At 64.1% G+C, this 19834-nt stretch carries 20 protein-coding genes; 8 read left to right on the forward strand and 12 right to left on the reverse strand.

Going from position 1 to position 19834, the window contains the following annotated elements; genetic code table 11:
• Window positions 1–223 precede the first annotated feature (223 nt).
• Genes ACVWY3_RS11845 through ACVWY3_RS11865 form a run of 5 tightly spaced genes read left to right on the forward strand, consistent with a single transcriptional unit; the run spans window position 224 to window position 5318 of the window.
• Entirely contained in the window at window positions 224–1225 is a 1002-nt protein-coding gene (locus tag ACVWY3_RS11845) for a formylglycine-generating enzyme family protein (protein WP_456838598.1), read from the forward strand.
• Between the two features lie 10 nt (window positions 1226–1235).
• Window positions 1236–3041 carry an arylsulfatase gene (locus tag ACVWY3_RS11850; RefSeq protein WP_456838599.1) on the forward strand — a complete coding sequence of 602 codons (1806 nt, stop codon included), beginning with the start codon at window positions 1236–1238 and terminating at the stop codon, window positions 3039–3041.
• 51 nt (window positions 3042–3092) lie between these two features.
• On the forward strand, window positions 3093–4124 hold the full coding sequence (locus ACVWY3_RS11855; protein WP_456838600.1) for an HAD family hydrolase: 1032 nt from the start codon (window positions 3093–3095) through the stop codon (window positions 4122–4124).
• Between the two features lie 13 nt (window positions 4125–4137).
• Window positions 4138–4377, forward strand: coding sequence for a DUF3302 domain-containing protein (locus ACVWY3_RS11860; protein WP_456838601.1), 240 nt, complete (start codon window positions 4138–4140; stop codon window positions 4375–4377).
• The gene (locus ACVWY3_RS11865) at window positions 4377–5318 is read left to right on the forward strand and encodes an HlyD family secretion protein (protein WP_456838602.1); all 942 of its coding nucleotides are present in this window, start codon (window positions 4377–4379) and stop codon (window positions 5316–5318) included. Before ACVWY3_RS11860 ends, ACVWY3_RS11865 begins: the two co-directional genes overlap by 1 nt.
• A 221-nt stretch (window positions 5319–5539) precedes the next feature.
• On the opposite strand, the gene ACVWY3_RS11870 is transcribed toward ACVWY3_RS11865, so the two are convergent.
• The 9 genes from ACVWY3_RS11870 to ACVWY3_RS11910 form a co-directional block, all read right to left on the reverse strand.
• Window positions 5540–6553 (reverse strand): L,D-transpeptidase family protein, encoded by a 1014-nt coding sequence (locus ACVWY3_RS11870; protein ID WP_456838603.1) that lies wholly within the window; start codon window positions 6551–6553, stop codon window positions 5540–5542.
• 12 nt (window positions 6554–6565) lie between these two features.
• Window positions 6566–7627 carry a glycosyltransferase family 4 protein gene (locus ACVWY3_RS11875; RefSeq protein ID WP_456838604.1) on the reverse strand — a complete coding sequence of 354 codons (1062 nt, stop codon included), beginning with the start codon at window positions 7625–7627 and terminating at the stop codon, window positions 6566–6568.
• A 128-nt stretch (window positions 7628–7755) separates the two neighbouring features.
• On the reverse strand, window positions 7756–7971 hold the full coding sequence (locus tag ACVWY3_RS11880; protein ID WP_456838605.1) for a hypothetical protein: 216 nt from the start codon (window positions 7969–7971) through the stop codon (window positions 7756–7758).
• 133 nt (window positions 7972–8104) lie between these two features.
• Complete coding sequence (locus tag ACVWY3_RS11885; protein ID WP_456838606.1) at window positions 8105–9109, reverse strand: 4-hydroxythreonine-4-phosphate dehydrogenase PdxA; 1005 nt, start codon at window positions 9107–9109, stop codon at window positions 8105–8107.
• Window positions 9106–10647, reverse strand: a complete 1542-nt coding sequence (locus tag ACVWY3_RS11890; protein WP_456838607.1) for a tripartite tricarboxylate transporter permease — start codon at window positions 10645–10647, stop codon at window positions 9106–9108. The genes ACVWY3_RS11885 and ACVWY3_RS11890 overlap by 4 nt, the downstream gene beginning before the upstream one ends.
• A gap of 10 nt (window positions 10648–10657) precedes the next feature.
• Entirely contained in the window at window positions 10658–11140 is a 483-nt protein-coding gene (locus tag ACVWY3_RS11895) for a tripartite tricarboxylate transporter TctB family protein (RefSeq protein ID WP_456838608.1), read from the reverse strand.
• A gap of 200 nt (window positions 11141–11340) precedes the next feature.
• Window positions 11341–12333: a Bug family tripartite tricarboxylate transporter substrate binding protein gene (locus ACVWY3_RS11900; RefSeq protein ID WP_456838609.1), complete on the reverse strand. Its 993-nt coding sequence runs from the start codon at window positions 12331–12333 to the stop codon at window positions 11341–11343.
• A 50-nt stretch (window positions 12334–12383) separates the two neighbouring features.
• The gene (locus ACVWY3_RS11905; protein WP_456838610.1) at window positions 12384–13637 is read right to left on the reverse strand and encodes a CaiB/BaiF CoA transferase family protein; all 1254 of its coding nucleotides are present in this window, start codon (window positions 13635–13637) and stop codon (window positions 12384–12386) included.
• Between the two features lie 10 nt (window positions 13638–13647).
• On the reverse strand, window positions 13648–14442 hold the full coding sequence (locus ACVWY3_RS11910; RefSeq protein WP_456838611.1) for an enoyl-CoA hydratase/isomerase family protein: 795 nt from the start codon (window positions 14440–14442) through the stop codon (window positions 13648–13650).
• Between the two features lie 116 nt (window positions 14443–14558).
• Between ACVWY3_RS11910 and ACVWY3_RS11915 the strand changes: the two genes are divergently transcribed.
• A complete protein-coding gene (locus ACVWY3_RS11915; protein WP_456838612.1) occupies window positions 14559–15224 on the forward strand; it encodes a GntR family transcriptional regulator in 666 nt (221 codons plus the stop codon).
• A gap of 15 nt (window positions 15225–15239) precedes the next feature.
• On the opposite strand, the gene ACVWY3_RS11920 is transcribed toward ACVWY3_RS11915, so the two are convergent.
• A complete protein-coding gene (locus tag ACVWY3_RS11920; RefSeq protein ID WP_456838613.1) occupies window positions 15240–15998 on the reverse strand; it encodes a sulfite exporter TauE/SafE family protein in 759 nt (252 codons plus the stop codon).
• A 654-nt stretch (window positions 15999–16652) separates the two neighbouring features.
• Between ACVWY3_RS11920 and ACVWY3_RS11925 the strand changes: the two genes are divergently transcribed.
• A complete protein-coding gene (locus ACVWY3_RS11925; RefSeq protein ID WP_456838614.1) occupies window positions 16653–17396 on the forward strand; it encodes an SDR family oxidoreductase in 744 nt (247 codons plus the stop codon).
• Between the two features lie 42 nt (window positions 17397–17438).
• Entirely contained in the window at window positions 17439–17861 is a 423-nt protein-coding gene (locus ACVWY3_RS11930) for a cupin domain-containing protein (RefSeq protein ID WP_456838615.1), read from the forward strand.
• Between the two features lie 55 nt (window positions 17862–17916).
• Here ACVWY3_RS11930 and ACVWY3_RS11935 read toward each other — a convergent pair whose 3' ends face one another.
• Window positions 17917–18636, reverse strand: coding sequence for a haloacid dehalogenase type II (locus ACVWY3_RS11935; RefSeq protein ID WP_456838616.1), 720 nt, complete (start codon window positions 18634–18636; stop codon window positions 17917–17919).
• A 120-nt stretch (window positions 18637–18756) separates the two neighbouring features.
• Window positions 18757–19758, reverse strand: a complete 1002-nt coding sequence (gene glpX / locus ACVWY3_RS11940) for a class II fructose-bisphosphatase (protein WP_456838617.1) — start codon at window positions 19756–19758, stop codon at window positions 18757–18759.
• Between the last annotated feature and the right edge of the window lie 76 nt (window positions 19759–19834).

Raw genomic sequence — 19834 nt, forward strand, 5'->3', positions numbered from 1 at the left:
ATATAGATTGAAGCGCTCTGCGCGTGGCAGAGCGCACGCGGCAGGTTTTTGCTGCGTGCTGGAATATTTGAGCGTGAAAGGAAAGAGACGTTGACGCAGTGCAGCGATTTCTTCTTCCCCGACCGCCAAAAGTGGAGGCCAGACAATGGGGCCAACGTGCGTCGAACTCTGCCGAAGTCTGTGCCGTAGCGTGAGGTAGACTACGCGCAGCGGAGTTTCCACCATGTTGCGGGCAGACCTCGATCGTTGCGAGTGGTTGCCGGACGATGCGAAGACCGGCGAGATGGTCTTCATTCCCGGCGGAACCTTTCGCATGGGATCCGACCATCACTATCCCGAGGAGGCGCCGAGCCATCGCGTCTCGGTCGACGGCTTCTGGATCGATCGCACGCCGGTCACCAACCGGCAGTTCAAGCAATTCGTCAACGCGACAGGCCATGTCACTGAAGCGCAGATCGTTCCGGATCCAAAGAACTATCCCGGTGCGCTGAAGGAAATGCTCTACGCGGGATCACTGGTGTTCTCGCCGCTGCCGCGCATTACCGATCTCACCGACTGGAGCCAGTGGTGGTCTTTCATGCGCGGCGCCAACTGGCGCCACCCTTACGGTCCCGGCAGCAACATCAAGGGCCTCGACGATCATCCCGTCGTGCACGTCTCCTACAGTGATGCGGCGGCTTATGCCCGCTGGGCCGGCAAGGACCTGCCGACGGAAGCCGAGTGGGAGTTCGCCGCACGCGGCGGGCTCGAGGCCGAAGAGTTCGCCTGGGGCGACGCGCTGATGCCAAGCGGCAAGCACATGGCCAATATCTGGCAGGGAAGCTTCCCTGTCCAGAATCTCGGCGAGGATGGGTACGAGCGTACCTCGCCGGTCATGGCCTTCCCGCCAAACGGCTACGGCCTCTACGACATGATCGGCAATGTCTGGGAGTGGACCTCCGACTGGTGGTCGGCACGGCACGCCGCCGAGGCCGCAAAGCCCTGCTGCATTCCCAGGAATCCGCGCGGCGGCCGCGAGGATGCCAGCTTTGATCCATGTCAATCCAACATCCGCATTCCGCGCAAAGTCCTGAAGGGCGGCTCGCATCTGTGCGCGCCGAACTATTGCCGCCGGTATCGCCCTGCGGCGCGGCATGCCGAGCCGATCGACACCTCGACCAGCCATGTCGGCTTCCGCTGCGTGGTTCGGATGCCTCCCGAACAAGAAGGATCTGCTGCAACATAGGGAGTATCGCATGAGCAGCGAGTTGGAGAATAAGAACAACCAGTCCGGGGCTGACCATTCGATCAATCGAAGAAACGTCCTGTTGGGAACCTCGTCGATCGTTGCCGCGGCGACGCTGACATCCGAAGCGCTGGCGCAAGCGCAGAAGGCGACGCCCTCTCCGGCGCCGGCGGCAAGCGCGCCAGCGGGAAGCAAGCCCAACATCCTGGTCATCTGGGGCGACGATATCGGCCTCGCCAATATCAGCGCCTATTCCAACGGGCTGATGGGTTACGAGACCCCCAACATCGACCGCATCGCCCGCGAGGGCCTGAAGCTGCAGCATTATTACGGCGAGCAGTCCTGTACCGCCGGCCGCTCGGCGTTCCTGACAGGCCAACACATCATCCGAAGCGGGCTCAGCAAAGTGGGCTTCCCGGGCGCGCCGATGGGTATGAGCCAGCTCGATCCATCGATTGGTGGCCTGCTCAAGAACCTCGGCTATGCTACCGGTCAGTTCGGCAAGAACCACGTCGGCGACCGCAACCCATCGCTGCCCACGGTGAACGGCTTCGACGAATTCTTCGGCAACCTCTACCACCTCAATGCCGAGGAAGAGCCGGAGCTGCCCGATTATCCCAAGGATCCCGCCTACCGTGCCAAGTTTGGGCCGCGCGGCGTGCTTCGCTGCAAGGCCACCGATCGCGACGACCCGACCGAGGACCCACGCTTCGGCAAGGTCGGCAAGCAGACCATCGAGGACACTGGTGCGCTGACAAAAAAACGAATGGAAACCATCGACGACGAGACCTCGGCTGCGGCAATCGACTTCATGAAGCGGCAGAATGCGGCGGGCAAGCCGTTTTTCACCTGGTTCAACTCGACGCGCATGCATCTGCGGACACACGTACGTTCCGAGCATCGCGGCCGCTACACCCACGGCGACAGCGAATATATCGATGGCATGATTGAGCACGACGAGATCGTCGGCAACCTGCTCAAGGCGCTCGACGAGATGGGGATCGCGAACAACACCATCGTGGTCTATTCCACCGACAACGGCCCCCATATGAACACCTGGCCGGATGGCGCCATGACCTGGTTCCGCTCGGAGAAAAACACCAACTGGGAAGGCGCCTTCCGCGTGCCGTGCCTGGTGCGCTGGCCCGGCAACATCAAGCCGGGCACAGTCAGCAACGAGTTGATGAGCCACAATGACTGGATCCCGACGCTGTGCGCGATCGCCGGCGAGCCCGACATCGTCAACAAGCTCAAGGCCGGCTACACCGCAAACGGCATCAATTACAAAGTCCATCTGGACGGCTACGACCAGTCGGCATTCCTGCGCAACGTGAGCGGCACCGCCGCCAACAACAACGGCACCAAGAGCGCCCGCGGCAAGTTCTTCTATTCCGACGACGACGGCCTACTCGTGTGCATGCGGCAGGGCGACTACAAATACGTGTTCTCGGAGCAGCGCATGCAGGGAACGATGGGTCTGTGGGCGGAGCCCTTCACCACATTGCGTCTGCAGAAGATATTCAATCTCATGCAGGACCCGTTCGAGCGAGCCGATATCACGTCCAACACCTTCTGGGACTGGAATCTGAACCACGTGGGTGGCGCCTACGGCATGATGCAGGACGTGTTCGATTTCGTGGCGACTTTCAAGGAGTTCCCGCCTCGCTCGTTTCCGCCGAGCTTCAATCCGGCCAACATCCTGGAAGGCATGATGGATGGCATCAAACAGAAGAAGGCGCTCGCCGAAGGCATCGATACGGAAAAGGTTCGGGCAAACTTGAACCGGATCATCCAGCAGCAGCTTCAGAGCCGGTAAGATCAAGCATTCGCGACGGCCGGTCGGCTCGACCGAACCCAGCTTCACGAGATGGCCGGAATGCTTCGGACCCTGACTGCATTCATCACTATCCTGATCATCGGGCTAGCAGTCCCCGAAGACGGCGCGCGCGCTCATGCGGATCCGTTGCCATCCTGGAACGACGGTGCGGCGAAGCAGGCCATCACCGATTTCGTCACGCGCGTAACGACACAGGGCGGCACCGATTTCGTGCCGCCCGCCGAGCGCGTCGCGGTGTTCGACAATGACGGCACGCTGTGGTGCGAGCAGCCGATGTATTTCCAGCTTGCCTTCGGCCTCGACAGCGTCAGGGCGATGGCGCCGAAGCACCCCGAATGGAGGCATCAGCAACCGTTCAAGGCATTCCTCTCGGGTGACAAGGAGGGCCTCGCGTCGCAGGGCGAGAAGGGCCTGCTGGGGCTGATCGCCGCCGCACATAGCGGCATGAACACGGATGACTATGCCGTATCGGTAGCCGGCTGGCTCGCGCGGGCCAGGCACCCGCACTTTGACCGCGCCTACAACGAACTGATCTATCAGCCGATGGTCGAGCTGCTCGCCTATCTGCGCGCGAACGGTTTCAAGACTTTCATCGTCTCCGGCGGCGGCGTCGAATTCATGCGGGTGTGGGCCGAGAAAGCCTATGGCATTCCGCCGGAGCAGGTCGTCGGCTCCTCCGGCGTCACGCAATTCAAGATTAGCCCCGACGGACGTCCTCTCCTGACGAAGCTGCCCAAGGTCGAATTCATCGACGACGGCCCCGGAAAGCCGTCAGGCATCAACCGCTTCATCGGCCGCCGCCCGATCCTCGCCTTCGGCAATTCGGACGGCGACCAGCAAATGCTGCAGTGGACCGCGGCCGGGTCCGGCGCGCGCTTCCTCGGCATCGTCCATCACACCGATTCAGCCCGCGAATATGCCTACGACCGGCGGTCCAAAATCGGAAAGCTGGACAAGGCCTGGGATGAAGCGGTGCAGCGTGGTTGGACCGTGGTCGACATGGCCAAGGACTGGAAGACAGTGTTCGCATTTGAGCATAGCAACACAGGGGCCTCGCAATGACGAGGCGGCCGTCATGAGCGGCTACGACATCTTCGCATGGATCGTATTGGTGATCCTGCTCGCCAGCGCGATCAGCGTCGTCTGCATCGCCGGCTGGCTGCCGGGGTACATTGCCAAGTCGCGCAACCATCCGCATGCGCAGGCCGTCACCGTCGCCGGCTGGATCACGCTGTTCTTCGGCTTCGCGCTGTGGCCGATCGCATTCATCTGGGCCTATCTCGACGTGCCCGCGCGCAAGGCGGGAGATGCGTGATGGCCGTCGCGATCCTCAACACCTACCTAGTGCTGCTGTTCCTTCTGGTGCACTTCCGCGTCGTGCGCTTCAACCTGTTCTGGAAGGCGTCGCCCTTCATCGTCATGGCGATCGTGCTGATCTGTCTCTTCATCCCGATGGGATGGGGCGCGCCGCAGGGCAATGCGCTCGTCGTGCGCAATGCGGTCTCCATTGTGCCCGATGTTGCCGGCGAAGTGACGGATGTCCCGGTCAGCCCCAATGTGCCGCTCAAATCCGGCGACGTGCTGTTCAAGATCGATCCGACGCCCTACGCCGCCCAGGTCAAGGCGATCGAGGCCCAGTTCAAGCTCGCCAAGACCCGGCTCGGCCAGATGACGCAACTTTACGAGCGCGACGCCGGCAGCGGCTTCGATGTCGAGCAGCGGCAGTCCGAGGCGGATCAGCTCTCCGGCCAGCTCGAGGCCGCGCAGTGGAATCTCGACAAGACCGTAGTCCGGGCGCCTAGCGACGGCTACGTCACGAATCTTGCGCTGCGCAAGGGCGCGCGCGTCGCCAATTTGCCGCTGTCGCCGGTGATGGCCTTCATCGATACCTCGTCCACCATCATCGGTGTCGAGATCAACCAGATCGATGCGCGTTATGTGGCGCCCGACCAGGAGGTCGAGGCGACCTTCAAATTCGCGCCTGGGCAGATTTTTGCTGGGAAGGTCGAGAGCGTGCTTCAGGCGATTGCGCCGGGACAGACACAGACGTCGGGAACCGCCGTCATGCCGAAAGCGATCGAGGCCGCGCCTTTCGTCGTTCGCGTGAAGCTCGACGATGCCGAGTTTGCAGGGCGCCTGCCGGCCGGCAGCGCCGGAACGGCGGCGATCTATACCGATCGCGTCAAGCCGACCCATGTCGTCCGCCGCGTGATCCTGCGGCAGATCGCCATCCTGAACTACGTCAATCCGTTCTGAGCGAGAGGAAGCCATGAGAAGAGCATTTCTGACGGCTTCATTCCTTCTCCTCACGCCTGCCGCGCATGCGCAATCGCAAGTCGCAACTCCGCGCGTGAATGGCGGCGCCTCTATGGGAACGGAACCGTCGCAAAATGGTTGCAGCAGGTCAGCGACGTCTTCATGACGGGCGCCGGTAACACCAATGCCCTCCGCGCATCCAACTATTTCGATGCGCAGCTCTACCTGGCAGCGGTCGGATAATGATCGTCCACGAACGCGACCGGCGTCCCTTTGGCGACACGCGCCGCAACGCGTTCGGCGTCCCAATTGGTCAGACGCACGCAGCCATGGGACTCCGCCTTGGAGATCTTGTCCGGCGACGGCGTGCCGTGAATGCCGTAGCCTTCGGCGGAAAGGTTGATCCAGACCGTGCCGACCGGGTTGTTTGGACCGGGCCTGATGGTAAAGGGCTTGCGGGAATGGACGCCCTTGAAGCGATAAGCGGGATTGTAGCGATAGAAGGGATTTTTGCTGATTTCTGTCACCTTGAGCGTACCTGAAGGCGATGGCTTCTCCTCGCTCCCGACGGTTGCCGGATAGAACCCGATCAGCGCATTGGACTTGTCGAACAGCTTGACGGTCTGCCTGACCTTGTCGATCTCGACCCGGTCGGCCTTGGCGGGAGCCTCATCGCCTGCGCTCGCGGTGTCGACGACGACGATGGTATCGCCGGCCCAATCGAATTGGCGCCCGGGGTTGAGCGCGGCCAGGAGCCGCTCACTCATGTGGAACTTCTCGGCCAGCGCTTCGCGCGGACTGGTGTAGCCAAGCTTCGGGATGCCTTTCATGTCCTCCATCTTCGACGGCAGCTTGTTCAGAAACGGTCCCGCCACGTCCTGTTCGGTGATGGTGTAGGTCAGCGTCACCGGCCGGTCGTCCGCCCGCAGTGCCTTCCAGACCTCTTCGGTCGGGATGTCCGAACTCGGCAGTTGCCGGGCTTCGGCATAGGCCCGCAGCGCCTTCTTCGCGTTCTCGCCGAACCTGCCATCGATCTCGCCGGGCGAGAAATGAGCCCTGTCGAGAAGGACCTGCAGACGCACGCCCGCTGGCGTCGGCTTCTCGTTCGAGAGACTCTTCTTCGAGGGCTCGGCAGAATTGACGGCATCCGCGGTCATTTCGGCGGCGAACGCTGGCAACGTTGCCAGCGCGAAGACAACAAAGATGCAAACCTGCCCCGTTTTCGTCAGCGACATCGCTGCCTCCTTTCAAATTTCCAACCGTTGCGGATCGACTTCTCCGCCCGCAGCGGCAACCAGCTCGCGGTAGCGGTCTTCGTACTGTCGCGCCATCCGGCGCGCGGTGAAGCGCTGCTCGAAACGGGCGCGCACCGTCCTTCGATCCAGCTTGCCCAATTCACCGACCGCCTCGACGGCCTGCTCCTCGTTCTCGACGATGAAGCCAGTCACGCCATGCTCGATGACCTCAGGGACCGATCCAGAGCGGTAGGCGATCACCGGGGTCCCGCAGGCCATCGCCTCGATCATGACCAGGCCAAACGGCTCCGGCCAATCGATCGGAAACAAGAGAGCCGCGGCTCCGCCGAGGAAGGGCTGCTTCTTCACGTCGTCGACTTCGCCGACAAGCTGGATCGTCTCGCCGTCAACGTGGGGCTCGAGGCGTTTCCTGAAGTATGCGGTCTCCGCCCGTGGAATCTTTGCGGCGATGCGGAGAGGCATTCGGGCTGCGTGCGCAATGCGAATGGCGTCCTCCGGACCCTTGTCCGCCGTAAGGCGGCCAAGAAACGCCAGATAGGATCCTTCCTCATAGCAGGGGCACAACGCCTCGGATGGCAATCCATGCTGGATCGTTCCGCTCCATTTCGCATCCGGAAGCGGCAGACGCTGATGATCGGAAATGGACACGAAGCTTGCCTCCGGGAACTGCCGAACGACGTCGGGCAGCCCGGGCAAATCGAGACGGCCGTGCAGGGTCGTCAGGAACGGCACGCCGAGGCGGCTGAGCAACGGCAAATGCAGCCAGTCGATGTGGGCGTGGATCACGTCAAAATCCCTGGCTCGCGTCGCAATCGCTTCCATCAACATCGCGCAGGCTGCACTCGGATCCGCCCCCTTGCGGCCAAGACGCAGCGCACGGGGCCATACGGGGTGAAGTCTGGCGGTCGTGCGGGAGTCGCCGCTGGCAAACAGCGTGACGTCATGTCCGAGCCTGGTCAGCTCATCCACCAGCCAGGCCACCACCCGCTCGGTGCCGCCGTAGAGCTTCGGAGGGACGCTTTCGGCCAGGGGAGCGAGCTGAGCGATGCGCATGGATGCCCGCTATACCGCTGAGCGAAAGATCAGCACGATGGCTGCTGACAGGAGGTTGGACATCGCAAGCAACGTCCACGCCAGTCTTCTTACGCGTGCCGTGCGACATGCAAGGCGCTCACTGCGGCCTAGCATGTGTCGTCGGAGAGGCGCTCGAGATAGGCCAGCCCGAACCCCGTGAGGTCCTGGGCATCGCCGTTACTGTCGCGCGCTTCCCGCCTCCCTTGCAGATGACGCTCGAGGAGACAGCGACGGCCATCCGCAGCATCGACATCGAGATGCCGGGCGCGGTACACGCACCATGCGGTCTCCACCGCTGTCCGTAGCGGGCCGTCGTCGACCATGTTCCCAGCTCCAAGGCGGAGATGTCCATGGCACGTCAACTCGTCGCGACCGCGGAAGTTTCCGGTTTTTCCCGGAAAGTCTAATCCCCGCAAGGCGAGCGCAGTCGGCACTCGCCCCCTTGATGCGCGCAGATCAGACGGCGCGGCGCGCCGCCATCTCCGCCGCGAGCAGCAGCGCGGCGCGGCTGGCGCCGATCGATGCGATGCCCTGGCCTGCGATGTCGTAGGCGGTGCCGTGCGCAGGCGTACAGATCGGGAATGGGAAGCCGCCGAGCAGGGTCACGCCGCGATCGAACCCCATCAGCTTCATCGCGATCTGGCCCTGGTCGTGATACATCGTCAGCACCGCGTCGAACGCACCGGCTTTCGCGCGCAGGAACACGGTGTCGGCCGGGAATGGCCCCTCCGCGGCAATGCCCTCCGCCTGCCCGGCCGCGACCACAGGCGCAATCACATCGATCTCCTCGCGGCCAAAACTGCCACCGTCGCCGGCGTGCGGATTGAGCCCGGCGACCGCGATCCGCGGCCGCGCAAAGCCGGCGTTGCGCATGCATGCATCGGTGAGCTTCAGCGCGCGGCGGATACGCTCGCTGGACAGGTTTGCGGCGACGTCCTTCAGCGGAATGTGGGAGGTGACGCGTGCGTTCCAGAGTTCACCGAGCACGTTGAATTCGCTTGCGGGCGTCTTGAGTCCGACGACTTCCGCGGAAAACGCGATCTCGTCGTCATACTCGGCGCGGGCAAGCCGCATCGCCTGCTTGTTAAAGGGGGTGAAGCAGACGGCATCGACCCGGCCATCGCGGCCAAGCTCGAGCGCGTGGCGATAATTAGCCAGCGCGAATTTGCCGCCGGCAAGCGTCGCGGTCTTCGGCTCGACCTCTTGGGGAGCGAGGTGGCGGAGATCGATGAACAACGCATTGCCCTTGGCCGTACGTAGATCAGCGCCCTGCTCTACCATCGTCAGCTCCGGCGTGACGCCCGCAACGCGCGCGCCCTCGTCGAAGATGCGGCGGTCGCCGATCACGACCAGGCGGCAGCGCGCGCGGATGTCATACTGCGCTAGGAGCTTCGCGGTCAGCTCCGGGCTGATGCCGGCGGGATCTCCCATCGCCAGTGCAATGAGCGGCTTTGCGGTCATATGATCACCTTTTCCTGAGCTGTCGTCGTCTCATTGGCGGATGGCGCGGGCTTGCGAAAGAGGCGCGCAAGCTGCAAGGCGAGCGGAAGCAGCAGCAGCGCGATGCCGCCCACGATCAGGCAGGTCACCAGCTTGTTGGCGAAGAAGATGCCGAGCGATCCCTTCGACATCAGCATCGACTGCCGGAACGCATCCTCGGCCTTGTCGCCGATGACGATCGCGAGCACCAGCGGCGCCAGCGGATAGAACAGCTTCTTGAAGAGATAGCCGACGATGCCGAAGCCGAGCATCATGACCACGTCAAGATAGGAGTTCGACACCGAATAGGCGCCGACGACGCAGATGATGACGATCAGCGGGGCGATGACGACGAACGGAATCCGCATCAAGGCGGCGAAGACCGGCACGGTCAGCAGCACCAGCGCGACGGCGACGATGTTGCCGACATACATCGAGGCGATCAGGCCCCAGACGAAGTCTTTCTGGTCCACGAACAGCATCGGCCCGGGATTGAGGCCCCAGATCATCAGGCCGCCCATCATCACCGCCGCGGTGGCGGAGCCGGGAATGCCGAGCGAGAGCATCGGCAGCAGCGCGCTGGTGCCGGCGGCATGGTCGGCTGTCTCCGGCGAGATGATGCCTTCGACCTCGCCGGTGCCGAAGTAGCGGCCGCGGCGTGAGAAGCGACGGGCAATGCCGTAGCTCATGAAGGAGGCTGCGGTCGGACCGCCTGGCGTGATCCCCATCCAGCAGCCGATCGCGGCGCTGCGCAGCAGCGCAACGCCGTGCCGCGGCAGCCTTCCGACCGCGCGGAACACCTCGCGCCAATCGATCCTGGAGGAGACGGCGCGGGCATGAAACTCCTCCTCGACGGCAACCAAGAGCTCGCCGATGCCGAACAGGCCCATAACAGCGACGACGAAGTTCACGCCCTTGACCAGCTCGTCCACGCCCATGGTGAGACGGACGCTGCCGGAGACGGTGTCGATGCCGATGGCGGCGATGGCAAAGCCGATGGCGAGCGCCACCACGGTCTTGATCGGCGCTGCGCCGCCCATGCCGACGAAGCTGGCGAAGGCCAGGAAATAGACCGCGAAATACTCCGGCGGCCCGAAGGCGAGCGCGACCTGCGCCACCCAGGACGCGAGGAACGTGATCAGGATGACGCCGATCAGCGCGCCGAAGGCGGCCGAGCCAAAGGCGGTCGCGAGCGCCGTGGTCGGCCGGCCATCGCGCGCCATGGGATAACCGTCGAAGGTGGTCGCGACTGAGGACGGCTCGCCGGGGATGTTGAAGAGGATCGAGGTCACCGAGCCGCCGAACAGCGCGCCCCAATACATGCTGGAGAGCAGGATGATCGCCGAGACCGGCTGCATGCCGAAGGTGAGCGGCAAGAGCAGCGACACGCCGTTCGGCGCACCCAGCCCCGGCAGCACACCGACGAGGATGCCGAGAAGCACGCCGACCGCCATCAGCAGCAGATGCGGCATGGTGACCGCGATGGTGAAGCCGTGGAGGAGCTCCTGGAGATTGTCCATCGGACTCCCCTCACAAGCCGAGCGCAACGGCCAGCGCGCCGTGTGGCAGGCTGACCTGGAACATGCGCTCGAACACGACATAGAGCGCAAGCGCCGTGGTCGCTGCCATGGCGAGCGCGCGCGGCACGGATTGATGTCTGGGGATCGCCAGCACCGCGAAGACATAACCCGCCGAGGAGAGATACAGGCCGAGCAGCGGGATGGCGGCCACGAAGATCGCGGCCGGCACGAACAGGCCGGCGAGCCGGCGCAGCTCGATTCCCGTGATCGCGATCGGCACGCTTGCGAGCGAGGCAACCGGCAGCACGCCCCGCACCAGATTGTAGAGGCTCCCAGTAACGATGATGATGCCGGTCAGGAACGGGAACGTGCCGGCGTCCACGCCCGCGCTCGACCAGCCGATGCCGTTGTCGAGGCTGGAGACGACGACGGCGACACCGAAGCTGCCGGTGAGAGCGGCGGTCGCAAGCTCAAGCGCGCGGCGCGAGATCATCGAGTGCTCCAGTCGAATGGCGTGTTTTACCCACCACTACAGGTCGTCCCGGCGAACGCCGGCACCCAAAATCCCAGGGAGGAATTTGACGACGCCCCGAAGCCACATCGGTACGACGATCAACCGTCATCGAGAGATCACGCGGTACGGGTGCCGGCGTTCGCCGAGACGACAGTGGAGATTGTGGCACGATGGTCGCCTCACTTCACCAGCCAGCCCTGCTCGCCGGCGACCTGCTTGACGTGCTCGAGGTCCTCCTTGATGAACTTGTCGAACTCGGCGCCAGTCAGGAAAGTATCGACCTGCGAGGTCTTCTCGATGTAGTCCTTCCATTCAGGCGTCGCCTGCACCCTCTTCATGAGGTCGACATAGTAGGCGGCCTGGTCCGGCGTGATCTTGCCGGGGAGCCATACGGTGCGCGGCTGCTCATATTGCTTGATGTCGAGGCCCTGCTCGACGCAGGTCGGAACGTCGCTCCAGCCTTCCGTCGCGGTGACCTTTGGCCCTTGCGGCAGGCGCTTCGGGCTGAACACGCACAGCGGTCGCTGCGTCCCGCCGCGCCATTGCCCAACGCTTTCGCTGGGATTGTTGACGTGGGAATCGAGGTGTCCGCCGGCGAGCTGCACGGCGGTCTCGGCGCCGCTCTTGAAGGGGATGTAAGTCAGCTTGACCTTGCCGACCTTCTCGATCATGCGGGTCAGCACCTCGTCGGTGTCCTTGGACTGCGCGCCGCCCATCTTGAACTCGCCGGACGCGGCCGCCTTCAGATAGTCGCCCGCAGTCTTGTAGGGCGCGTCCTGCTTGACCCAGAGCAGGAACTCGTCCTGCGCTATCGCCGCGATCGGGGTGAGATCGGTGTAGTTGAAGGCGACCTTGGACACGAGCGGCTGCTGCCAGGCGTTCGAGGTGCCGAAGATCACCTTGTAGGGATCGCCGGCGGAGGCCTTGCCGTAGACATAGCCTTCGGCGCCGCTGCCGCCGCCCTTGTTGACGACGACGATCGGCTGCTCCGTCAGCCTGTACTTGGTGATGATGTTCTGCACCGCGCGGGCGAGATTGTCGGTGCCGCCGCCCGGCCCGGCGGTCGCCACGAACTCGATCGGTTTTTGCGGCTGCCAGGCGGCGAGCGCCGGCATCGTGCCGGCGAGCACGGCCGCGGCTGCGGAGAGCAGAAATGTTGACGTCCGACCCATGATTTCCTCCAGCTGATCTTTGTCTTTGTTCTTGTCGTATCGACGTTCGGTCAGGCGACGCGTTCCTCGCGCCTTTCCAAGGCCGAAACGATTGCGCCTTCTTTTTCGAGCGCTTCGATCTGCGTCTGGTCGAACCCGTGCTCGGCCAGCACCTCGCGCGTATGCTCACCATAGACCGGCGCGCCTGAGCGCACTTTGCCCGGGGTCTCCGAAAACTTGACGGGAAGACCGATCGTCTTGACGGGGCCGAGGGTGGAATGCTCGACCTCGACCACCATCTCGCGCGCCAGCGTCTGCGGATCGCTCAAGGCCTCCAGCATGTCGTGCACGGGCCCGCAAGGCACGCCCTTCTCGTCGAGAGCCGCGAGCCAATGCGCCCGCGGCTTGGTGCGGAAGCGCTCGCTCAGGACCGCCTCGAGCTCCTTCAGATTGGCCATGCGGTCGGCACCGTTGACGAAGCGCGGATCGGCGGCGAGCTCGCTCGCGCCGAGGGCTTCCAGCATGAGCAGCCAGTGCTTCTTGTTGGCGCCGCCGACCACGAGCCAGCCGTCGGAGGCTTCGAAGGCCTGATACGGCGCGTTGAGCGGATGGGCCGAGCCCATCGCGCGCGGCGCCGTGCCGGCGGCGAGTGCGATCGTCGATTGCCAATAGGTCTGCACCAGCGCAGCCTCGTACAGCGAGGTCTCGACCCACTGCCCTTCGCCGGTCTTCAGGCGATGCGTGTAGGCGGCCAAGATGCCCATGCTCGCGAGCAGGCCGGCGGTGATGTCGGAGAGCGGCGGCCCGCATTTGACGGGCGGTCCATCCGGCCGCTCGCCGGTGAAGCTCATGATGCCGCTCATGGCCTGCGCGACGAGGTCAAAGCCGCGGCGATGCTTGTAGGGACCGGTGCGACCAAAACCCGACAGAGAGCAATAGATCAGCGAGGGATGCTGCTTGTGCAGCTCCTCATAGCCGAAGCCGAGGCGCTCCATCGCGCCTGGCGCGAAATTCTCCACCAGCACGTCGGCGGTGGCGATCAGCCGCCGCAGCACCTGCTTGCCGCCGTCGGTCTTGAGGTCCAGCACGATGCCGCGCTTGTTGCGGTTCATCATCAGGAAGGAGGCTGCCTCGTCGCCGATCTTGGGCGGCACCGAATGGCGGGTGTCGTCGCCGTTCGGCGACTTCTCGATCTTGATGACGTCGGCGCCCATGTCGGCGAGCATCAGGGTGCAGGTCGGTCCCGCCATGACGTGGGTGAGATCGATGACCTTGAGGCCAGCGAGCGGTCCGGAACGGCGAGAGGGGGATTGCGAGCTTTGCATCGGGGGCGTCCTATTGCCCGCGCCACTGCGGCGCGCGCTTGTTGAGGAAAGCATCGAGCCCTTCGCGAAAGTCCTGGCTCGTGTAGCACATCAGGATGAGGTCCTCGCCCTCGTCCCCAGTCAGCGGCCTTTGCAGCCGGGCGACCGCCTGCTTGGTTGCGGTCAGCGTCAGCGGCGCATGGCTTGCGAGCAGCCGGGCCACCTCGTCGGCGCGCTTGTCGAGCGCTGCGATGTCGTCGACGACCTCGCCAAGCAAGCCGACGCGGGTGGCTTCGGCGGCATCGACGAGGCGCGCGGTGAAGATCAGATCCCTGACACGCGCGGCTCCGATCAATGCGGTAAGACGGCTGACATTGGACATGGACAGGCAATTGCCGAGCGTCCGGGCGATCGGAAATCCGATTCTGGTGCTCATCGTGCCGATGCGAAGGTCGCAGGCCGCGGCAATACCCGCCCCGCCGCCGGTGCAGAAGCCGTTGATCGCAGCGATGGTCGGCACGCGGCATTGCTCGAGCGTGGTGAGCACCCGGTCGATCCGGTTCTCGTAGTCGATCGCGTCCTGCGGCGTCCTGAATTCGCGGAACTGGTTGATGTCCGTGCCCGAGGCAAAAGCCTTGTCGCCGGCCCCGCGCAACACCAGCACCTTGATCGCATGATCGCGGTTGGCCTCCTCGCAGATCGCCGCAAGTCGCTCGTACATGGCGAAGGTGAAGGCATTGCGCGCCTGCGGGCGGTTGAAGGTGATCCGCCCGATGCCGTCTTTGCATTCGAAAACGAGGTCATCCGCCTCGACCGCCTGGTCCATTTCCTCACGTCCTCTTGTCTTTTACCGTTTTGAATGCAAAATCTGTGATTATCAAGCGGGAATTTACCGTTCTCGGCGCATATTTGCATTTTTGCATTCAAACTGGAGTAGTTCCGATGCTGCATGAGGAGGTCGTCGGCCGCATCCGCGCCATCCTGCTCGACGGGGAGATCCCGCCGGGCGCGCGGATACCCGAGCGAGAGCTGTGCGAGCGGCTCCAGATCTCGCGCACGCCGCTGCGCGAGGCGCTCAAGGTGCTCGCCGCTGAGGGGCTGGTGCAGCTGCTGCCGCATCGCGGCTCGCGCGCGGCAAAGCTGACTGACAAGGACATGCGCGACCTGTTCGAGGTCTGTCAGGGCCTGGAGGCGCTCGCCGGCGAGCTCGCCTGCGAGCGCATCAGCGAAGCCGGGATCGAGGAGATCGCGGCCGCGCATGAGGAGATGGCACGGCATTATCGCGAGGGTGATTTGATCCAGTACTATCGCGGCAACCGGGCCATTCACGAGGCCATCGTCAACGCGGCGGGAAATCCCGCGCTTACGGCGGTCTATGCCTCCGTGACCGCGCGCATCCGCCGTGCGCGCTATGTCACGCCGATGACGCCGCAGCGCTGGGCGCTCGCGGTGAAGGAGCACGAAGCGATCCTGAACGCGCTGCAGCGGCGGGACGGCGCCGGCCTCTCCCACATCCTGCGCGCGCATCTGCGCCACAAGCGCGAGGAGGTGTTGCAGGCCGGCTTTGCCGAAACCGAAGGTAGCGAGCTCACGCTGAAGATCGCGTGAGACGCCCTCTCCGTCTCACGCGAGATAGCCGGAGACGCCATCCCACAACAGCTTGAGCGCAGTGACCACGAGCAATCCGTAGCAGGCGCGGTAGATCTGTTGCTGATCGAGCTTTCCGTGCAGACGCCAGCCGAGCCAGACGCCGGCGGGAATGGCGAACAGGCAGATCGCCATCACGGTCCAGACGTTGCCGCTGGGACGAACCAGCAGCAGCCACGGCACCGCCTTGGTGGCGTTGCCGATGGTGAAGAACAGGCTCGTCGTCCCCGCATAGACTTCCTTACTGAGGCCGAGCGGCAGCAGATACATTGCGAGCGGCGGTCCGCCTGAATGCGCCACCATGGTGGTGACACCCGAAGCAAGACCGGCGGCGACCGCCTTGGGCTTCGAGCGCGGACGGATGATCACCTTCGGATCGCTGAAGAACCACAGCCCGACGAAGATCAGGGTGACGAGCGCCATCACGATCGCGACGGCGCGATGGTCGAGCACGCGGAACAGGCCATAGCCGAGCCCGATTCCGACAAGCAGCCCCGGCAGCAGCAGCGCGAGATCCGGCTTCGACCAGGTCGAGGGCTTCCAGTAGCGCAGCGCGAACAGGTCCATCGCAATGAACAAGGGGGCGAGCAGGCCGCCGGCGGTTACCGGATCCATCACGAAGGACAGCAGCGGAATGCCGACGATGGAGAAGCCGCCGCCGAACGCGCCTTTCATGAAGCAGATCAGGAAGACGCCGGCGAAGGCGATGAGGACGGTGGTGATCGTCAATTCCATATCGGCATCTCCGACACGATTTGGGCTGCCCACCGCTCGCTTTCTCTACGAAGCCCGTCGGCGTGAGCTCTCCCCGCGCCGGAAGAACAGGCCGGGCAGCGCCGAGGGCACGCCAAACACCAAGCCCAGAAATCCGAGAAAGAGGTCGAGATAACTGACGGTCATTTTCGTGAGCTCCGAAGTCCCGGGCGAACCCGGTGCAATGTTCAGATTGATCTGACTATGAGCCGATACACATCTCGGTACAATAAGAACATTGCTCTCGGTACAATTCGGTCGCGGCTTTTCGATTAAGCGGCGACTCTTCCGAAGCGAAAGGAAATGACGTTCCGGCTTTCGATCTCCTGGACGGAGTTTTCGAACGCTTGGTCGAGAACGCTTCTGCCGATGGTCCCGAGGTGGTTCGATGAAGACGGATCGTGGACATCGCCGGCTCCAGGAATTCAGTCCGAGATCGCGTTCGGATTGGAGATGATCAGACGATCGGCCCGTCCGGCTGATGATCGGTCTGGAGCATTTTTCGGTAAGTCTGGCCCGTTCCAGGCAAGAGCTCCCGCCGGATCAGGCGTAAAGTACCCCTCGCATCATTTCTTGAGAGCGTCAGGCCAGCTGACCTGATGATTCTCTCGCGCACGAATGCCAGGGAGACATGCCATGAAGATCGTCGTGATCGGTGGGACCGGATTGATCGGATCCAAGCTCGTGGCGAAGCTCAGGCAGAAGGGCCATGAGGCCGTCGCAGCCTCGCCGAAATCGGGCGTGAACGCGGTGACCGGGGAAGGCCTCGCCGCGGCGCTGGCGGGCGCCGACGTCGTCGTCGACGTCGCCAATGCACCGTCCTGGGAGCCGGCCGCGGTGCTCGATTTCTTCCAGCGGTCGAGCAATAACCTCGCGGCGACAGAAGCGGGAGCGGGCGTCAAACATCACGTCGCGCTGTCGATCGTCGGCACCGATCGCTCGCCGGACATCGCGTATTTCCGTGCCAAGCTCGCGCAGGAGACCATCGTCAAGGCGTCATCGGTGCCCTACTCGATCGTGCGCGCCACGCAGTTCTTCGAATTCCTCGGCGCGATCGCGGAGTCGGGCGCGGCCGAGGGGCGGATCGTCGTCCCGTCAGCGGCGTTTCAGCCGATCGCATCGGACGACGTGGCCACTGTCCTCGCCGAGGTCGCGACGGGCCGGCCGCTGAACGGCACGATCGATATCGCGGGGCCCGAGAAGGCGCCATTCAACGAATTCGTAGCGCGCCGCTTGAAAGCGGCCGGGGACAGCCGTCCCGTGGTGGGTGACGCGAAGGCGGGATATTACGGCTCGCCTATCGTGGACACTTCGCTGGTCCCACTCGGCGAGGCGCGTCTCGGGAAGACGCCGCTCGCCACATGGCTGGCAACGGCCTGAGGATCCGTGATCGCACGCAACCACGGCAATGAGGGACATTCCATGCGCAGACTCATGATCGCAGCGGCGGCTTTCGCCGCGTTGGTGCTGACGGCGCACGCGGCGGAGGCGCAGTCTGCAGCGAAGTCGGCCAAGGTGACGGTGGTGTTCGACCACGCACTGCCGAATGCGCCGGGCAAGAGCATGAAGGGCGTGCTGGTCGAATATGGACCCGGAGGCGCCTCGCCGGCGCATACGCATGCGCGCTCCGCGTTCATCTATGCCACGGTGCTGGAAGGCGCGATCCGAAGCCAGGTCAATGACGAGCCCGCCAAGGTCTATCAGAAGGGCGAGAACTTCTTCGAGAAGCCCGGTGACCGCCATGCCGTCAGCAGCAATGCCAGCGACACCGAGCCTGCGAAGCTGCTGGCCGTCTTCGTGGTCGACACCGCCGAGACCGAGCTGACAACGCCGATCACGAAGTAAAGCGCGCGGCTATTCCGCGGGCGCCGGCGAAACGGCGAGCTCGCGCTGAACTAGGTCAGCACCCCAGCCTGTCGGCGACTCCGCCAAAATCCTTGGCGACGATGTCCCAATTGCCGGTGGCCTCGAAATCGATCTTCTGAAGCGGGCCATACTCGGTCGGCCGGGCCACGAACGCCGTTTTGAGCCCGTTCTTCTGCGCGGCGGCGAGGTCGCCGTTGTGAGCTGCAACCATCATCACCTCTTGCGGCTTGAGGCAGAGCAGCTTTGCGGCGCCGAGATAGGTCTCGGGGTCGGGCTTGTAATGCTCGAACAGCTCGGCCGACATGATGAGGTCCCACGGCAGGCCGGCATACTTCGCCATGTTCGTGAGCAGCGCGACGTTGCCGTTCGACAGCGGCGAGATCACGAACTTGGTCTTCAGACGCGTCAGGCCGGCGACGCTGTCCGGCCAGGGATTGAGGCGATGCCAGCCCTTGGTGAGGTAATCGAGATCGGCGTCGGTGAGGCCCTTTATCCCGAACTTCTCGACCAGCTTCTCCAGCGAGCGGCGATGCAGGTCATCGAGCATGACATAACCGCGCTCGGGATGCTTGCGCACATCGTCCATCGAGGCGACGTACATGCCACGCCAGCCGTCGACCAGCGCGGTCCAATCGGCGCTGATGCCGCGGCCTTTCGCCCACCGCATGAAGTCGGTGATGAGGCTGGTGCGCCAGTCCACGACCGTGCCGAACACGTCGAAGACCAGGGCTTTGACGGCGGTGAGATCGGACATGCGCGCTCCCTTTTTTATCGTTGTCATTCCGGGACGCGACGAAGTCGCGAGCCCGGAATCCGGAAGTTGTGGCGCGAGATTCCGGTTCTCGCTTCGCGAGCCCCGGAATGACAGACCGCGTCAATCCAGATGGAACTTCGCGAGCTCGCGGTGCTCGGCCTTGATGTAGCGCACGGTGCCGGTGACGGAGCGCATCACCACCGTCTCGGTCTCGATCACGCCGTCCTTGCGGAATTTCACGCCTGACAGCAGCGAGCCCGTGGTGACGCCGGTGGCGGCGAACAGGCAGTCGCCGCGCGCCATGTCCTCGATACCGTAGATCATCTTGGGATCGTTGACGCCCATCTTGGCGGCGCGCTCGCGCTTCTCGTCGGAATCGAGGATCAGGCGGCACTGCATCTGGCCGCCGATGCAGCGCAGCGCCACGGCCGCGAGCACGCCTTCCGGCGCACCGCCGGTGCCGAGATACATGTCGACGCCGGTGTTATCAGGATCGGCGCAGTGGATCACGCCGGCGACGTCGCCGTCGGTGATCAGGCGCACCGCAGCGCCGGTCGAGCGCACGCTCGCGATGATGTCGGCATGGCGCGGACGATCGAGCACGAGAACGGTGATGCCTTCCGGCTTGACGCCCTTGGCCTTGGCGAGACGGAGCACGTTGTCGGCGGGCGAGGCATCGAGATCGACGACGCCCTTGTCGTAGCCGGGACCGATCGCGAGCTTCTGCATGTAGACGTCGGGGGCGTGCAGCAACGTGCCGCCATCGGCCATCGCCATGGTGGCGATCGAGCCCGGCATGTTCTTGGCGCACAGCGTGGTGCCTTCGAGCGGGTCGACCGCGATGTCGACCTCGGGCCCGGCCTTGAGGCCGACCTGCTCGCCGATGTAGAGCATCGGCGCCTCGTCGCGCTCGCCCTCGCCGATCACAATGGTGCCCTGGATCGGCAGCTTGTTGAGCTCGCGCCGCATCGCGTCGACGGCGGCCTGGTCGGCCGCCTTCTCGTTACCGTGCCCGCGCAGCCGCGCCGAAGACACCGCTGCCCGCTCCGTCACCCGCACGATCTCCAGCGTGAGGATGCGCTCAAGCAACGCATGCGGCGGGACTGAAATATGGGTCGACATCGGCTCACTCCTTCGAAACAGTTTTGGACAGAGATCTCTGTCCGCATCAACTCGCAACGCCCGCAGTTCGTTCGAA

Source organism: Bradyrhizobium sp. USDA 4486 (assembly GCF_054057995.1).

Bases quoted from the DNA above. Each gene is read 5' to 3' on its own strand.
- ACVWY3_RS11845 (WP_456838598.1), top strand. From the start codon at position 224: ATGTTGCGGGCAGACCTCGATCGTTGCGAGTGGTTGCCGGACGATGCG.
- ACVWY3_RS11850 (WP_456838599.1), top strand. From the start codon at position 1,236: ATGAGCAGCGAGTTGGAGAATAAGAACAACCAGTCCGGGGCTGACCAT.
- ACVWY3_RS11855 (WP_456838600.1), top strand. From the start codon at position 3,093: ATGGCCGGAATGCTTCGGACCCTGACTGCATTCATCACTATCCTGATC.
- ACVWY3_RS11860 (WP_456838601.1), top strand. From the start codon at position 4,138: ATGAGCGGCTACGACATCTTCGCATGGATCGTATTGGTGATCCTGCTC.
- ACVWY3_RS11865 (WP_456838602.1), top strand. From the start codon at position 4,377: ATGGCCGTCGCGATCCTCAACACCTACCTAGTGCTGCTGTTCCTTCTG.
- ACVWY3_RS11870 (WP_456838603.1), bottom strand. From the start codon at position 6,553: ATGTCGCTGACGAAAACGGGGCAGGTTTGCATCTTTGTTGTCTTCGCG.
- ACVWY3_RS11875 (WP_456838604.1), bottom strand. From the start codon at position 7,627: ATGCGCATCGCTCAGCTCGCTCCCCTGGCCGAAAGCGTCCCTCCGAAG.
- ACVWY3_RS11880 (WP_456838605.1), bottom strand. From the start codon at position 7,971: ATGGTCGACGACGGCCCGCTACGGACAGCGGTGGAGACCGCATGGTGC.
- ACVWY3_RS11885 (WP_456838606.1), bottom strand. From the start codon at position 9,109: ATGACCGCAAAGCCGCTCATTGCACTGGCGATGGGAGATCCCGCCGGC.
- ACVWY3_RS11890 (WP_456838607.1), bottom strand. From the start codon at position 10,647: ATGGACAATCTCCAGGAGCTCCTCCACGGCTTCACCATCGCGGTCACC.
- ACVWY3_RS11895 (WP_456838608.1), bottom strand. From the start codon at position 11,140: ATGATCTCGCGCCGCGCGCTTGAGCTTGCGACCGCCGCTCTCACCGGC.
- ACVWY3_RS11900 (WP_456838609.1), bottom strand. From the start codon at position 12,333: ATGGGTCGGACGTCAACATTTCTGCTCTCCGCAGCCGCGGCCGTGCTC.
- ACVWY3_RS11905 (WP_456838610.1), bottom strand. From the start codon at position 13,637: ATGCAAAGCTCGCAATCCCCCTCTCGCCGTTCCGGACCGCTCGCTGGC.
- ACVWY3_RS11910 (WP_456838611.1), bottom strand. From the start codon at position 14,442: ATGGACCAGGCGGTCGAGGCGGATGACCTCGTTTTCGAATGCAAAGAC.
- ACVWY3_RS11915 (WP_456838612.1), top strand. From the start codon at position 14,559: ATGCTGCATGAGGAGGTCGTCGGCCGCATCCGCGCCATCCTGCTCGAC.
- ACVWY3_RS11920 (WP_456838613.1), bottom strand. From the start codon at position 15,998: ATGGAATTGACGATCACCACCGTCCTCATCGCCTTCGCCGGCGTCTTC.
- ACVWY3_RS11925 (WP_456838614.1), top strand. From the start codon at position 16,653: ATGAAGATCGTCGTGATCGGTGGGACCGGATTGATCGGATCCAAGCTC.
- ACVWY3_RS11930 (WP_456838615.1), top strand. From the start codon at position 17,439: ATGCGCAGACTCATGATCGCAGCGGCGGCTTTCGCCGCGTTGGTGCTG.
- ACVWY3_RS11935 (WP_456838616.1), bottom strand. From the start codon at position 18,636: ATGTCCGATCTCACCGCCGTCAAAGCCCTGGTCTTCGACGTGTTCGGC.
- glpX (WP_456838617.1), bottom strand. From the start codon at position 19,758: ATGTCGACCCATATTTCAGTCCCGCCGCATGCGTTGCTTGAGCGCATC.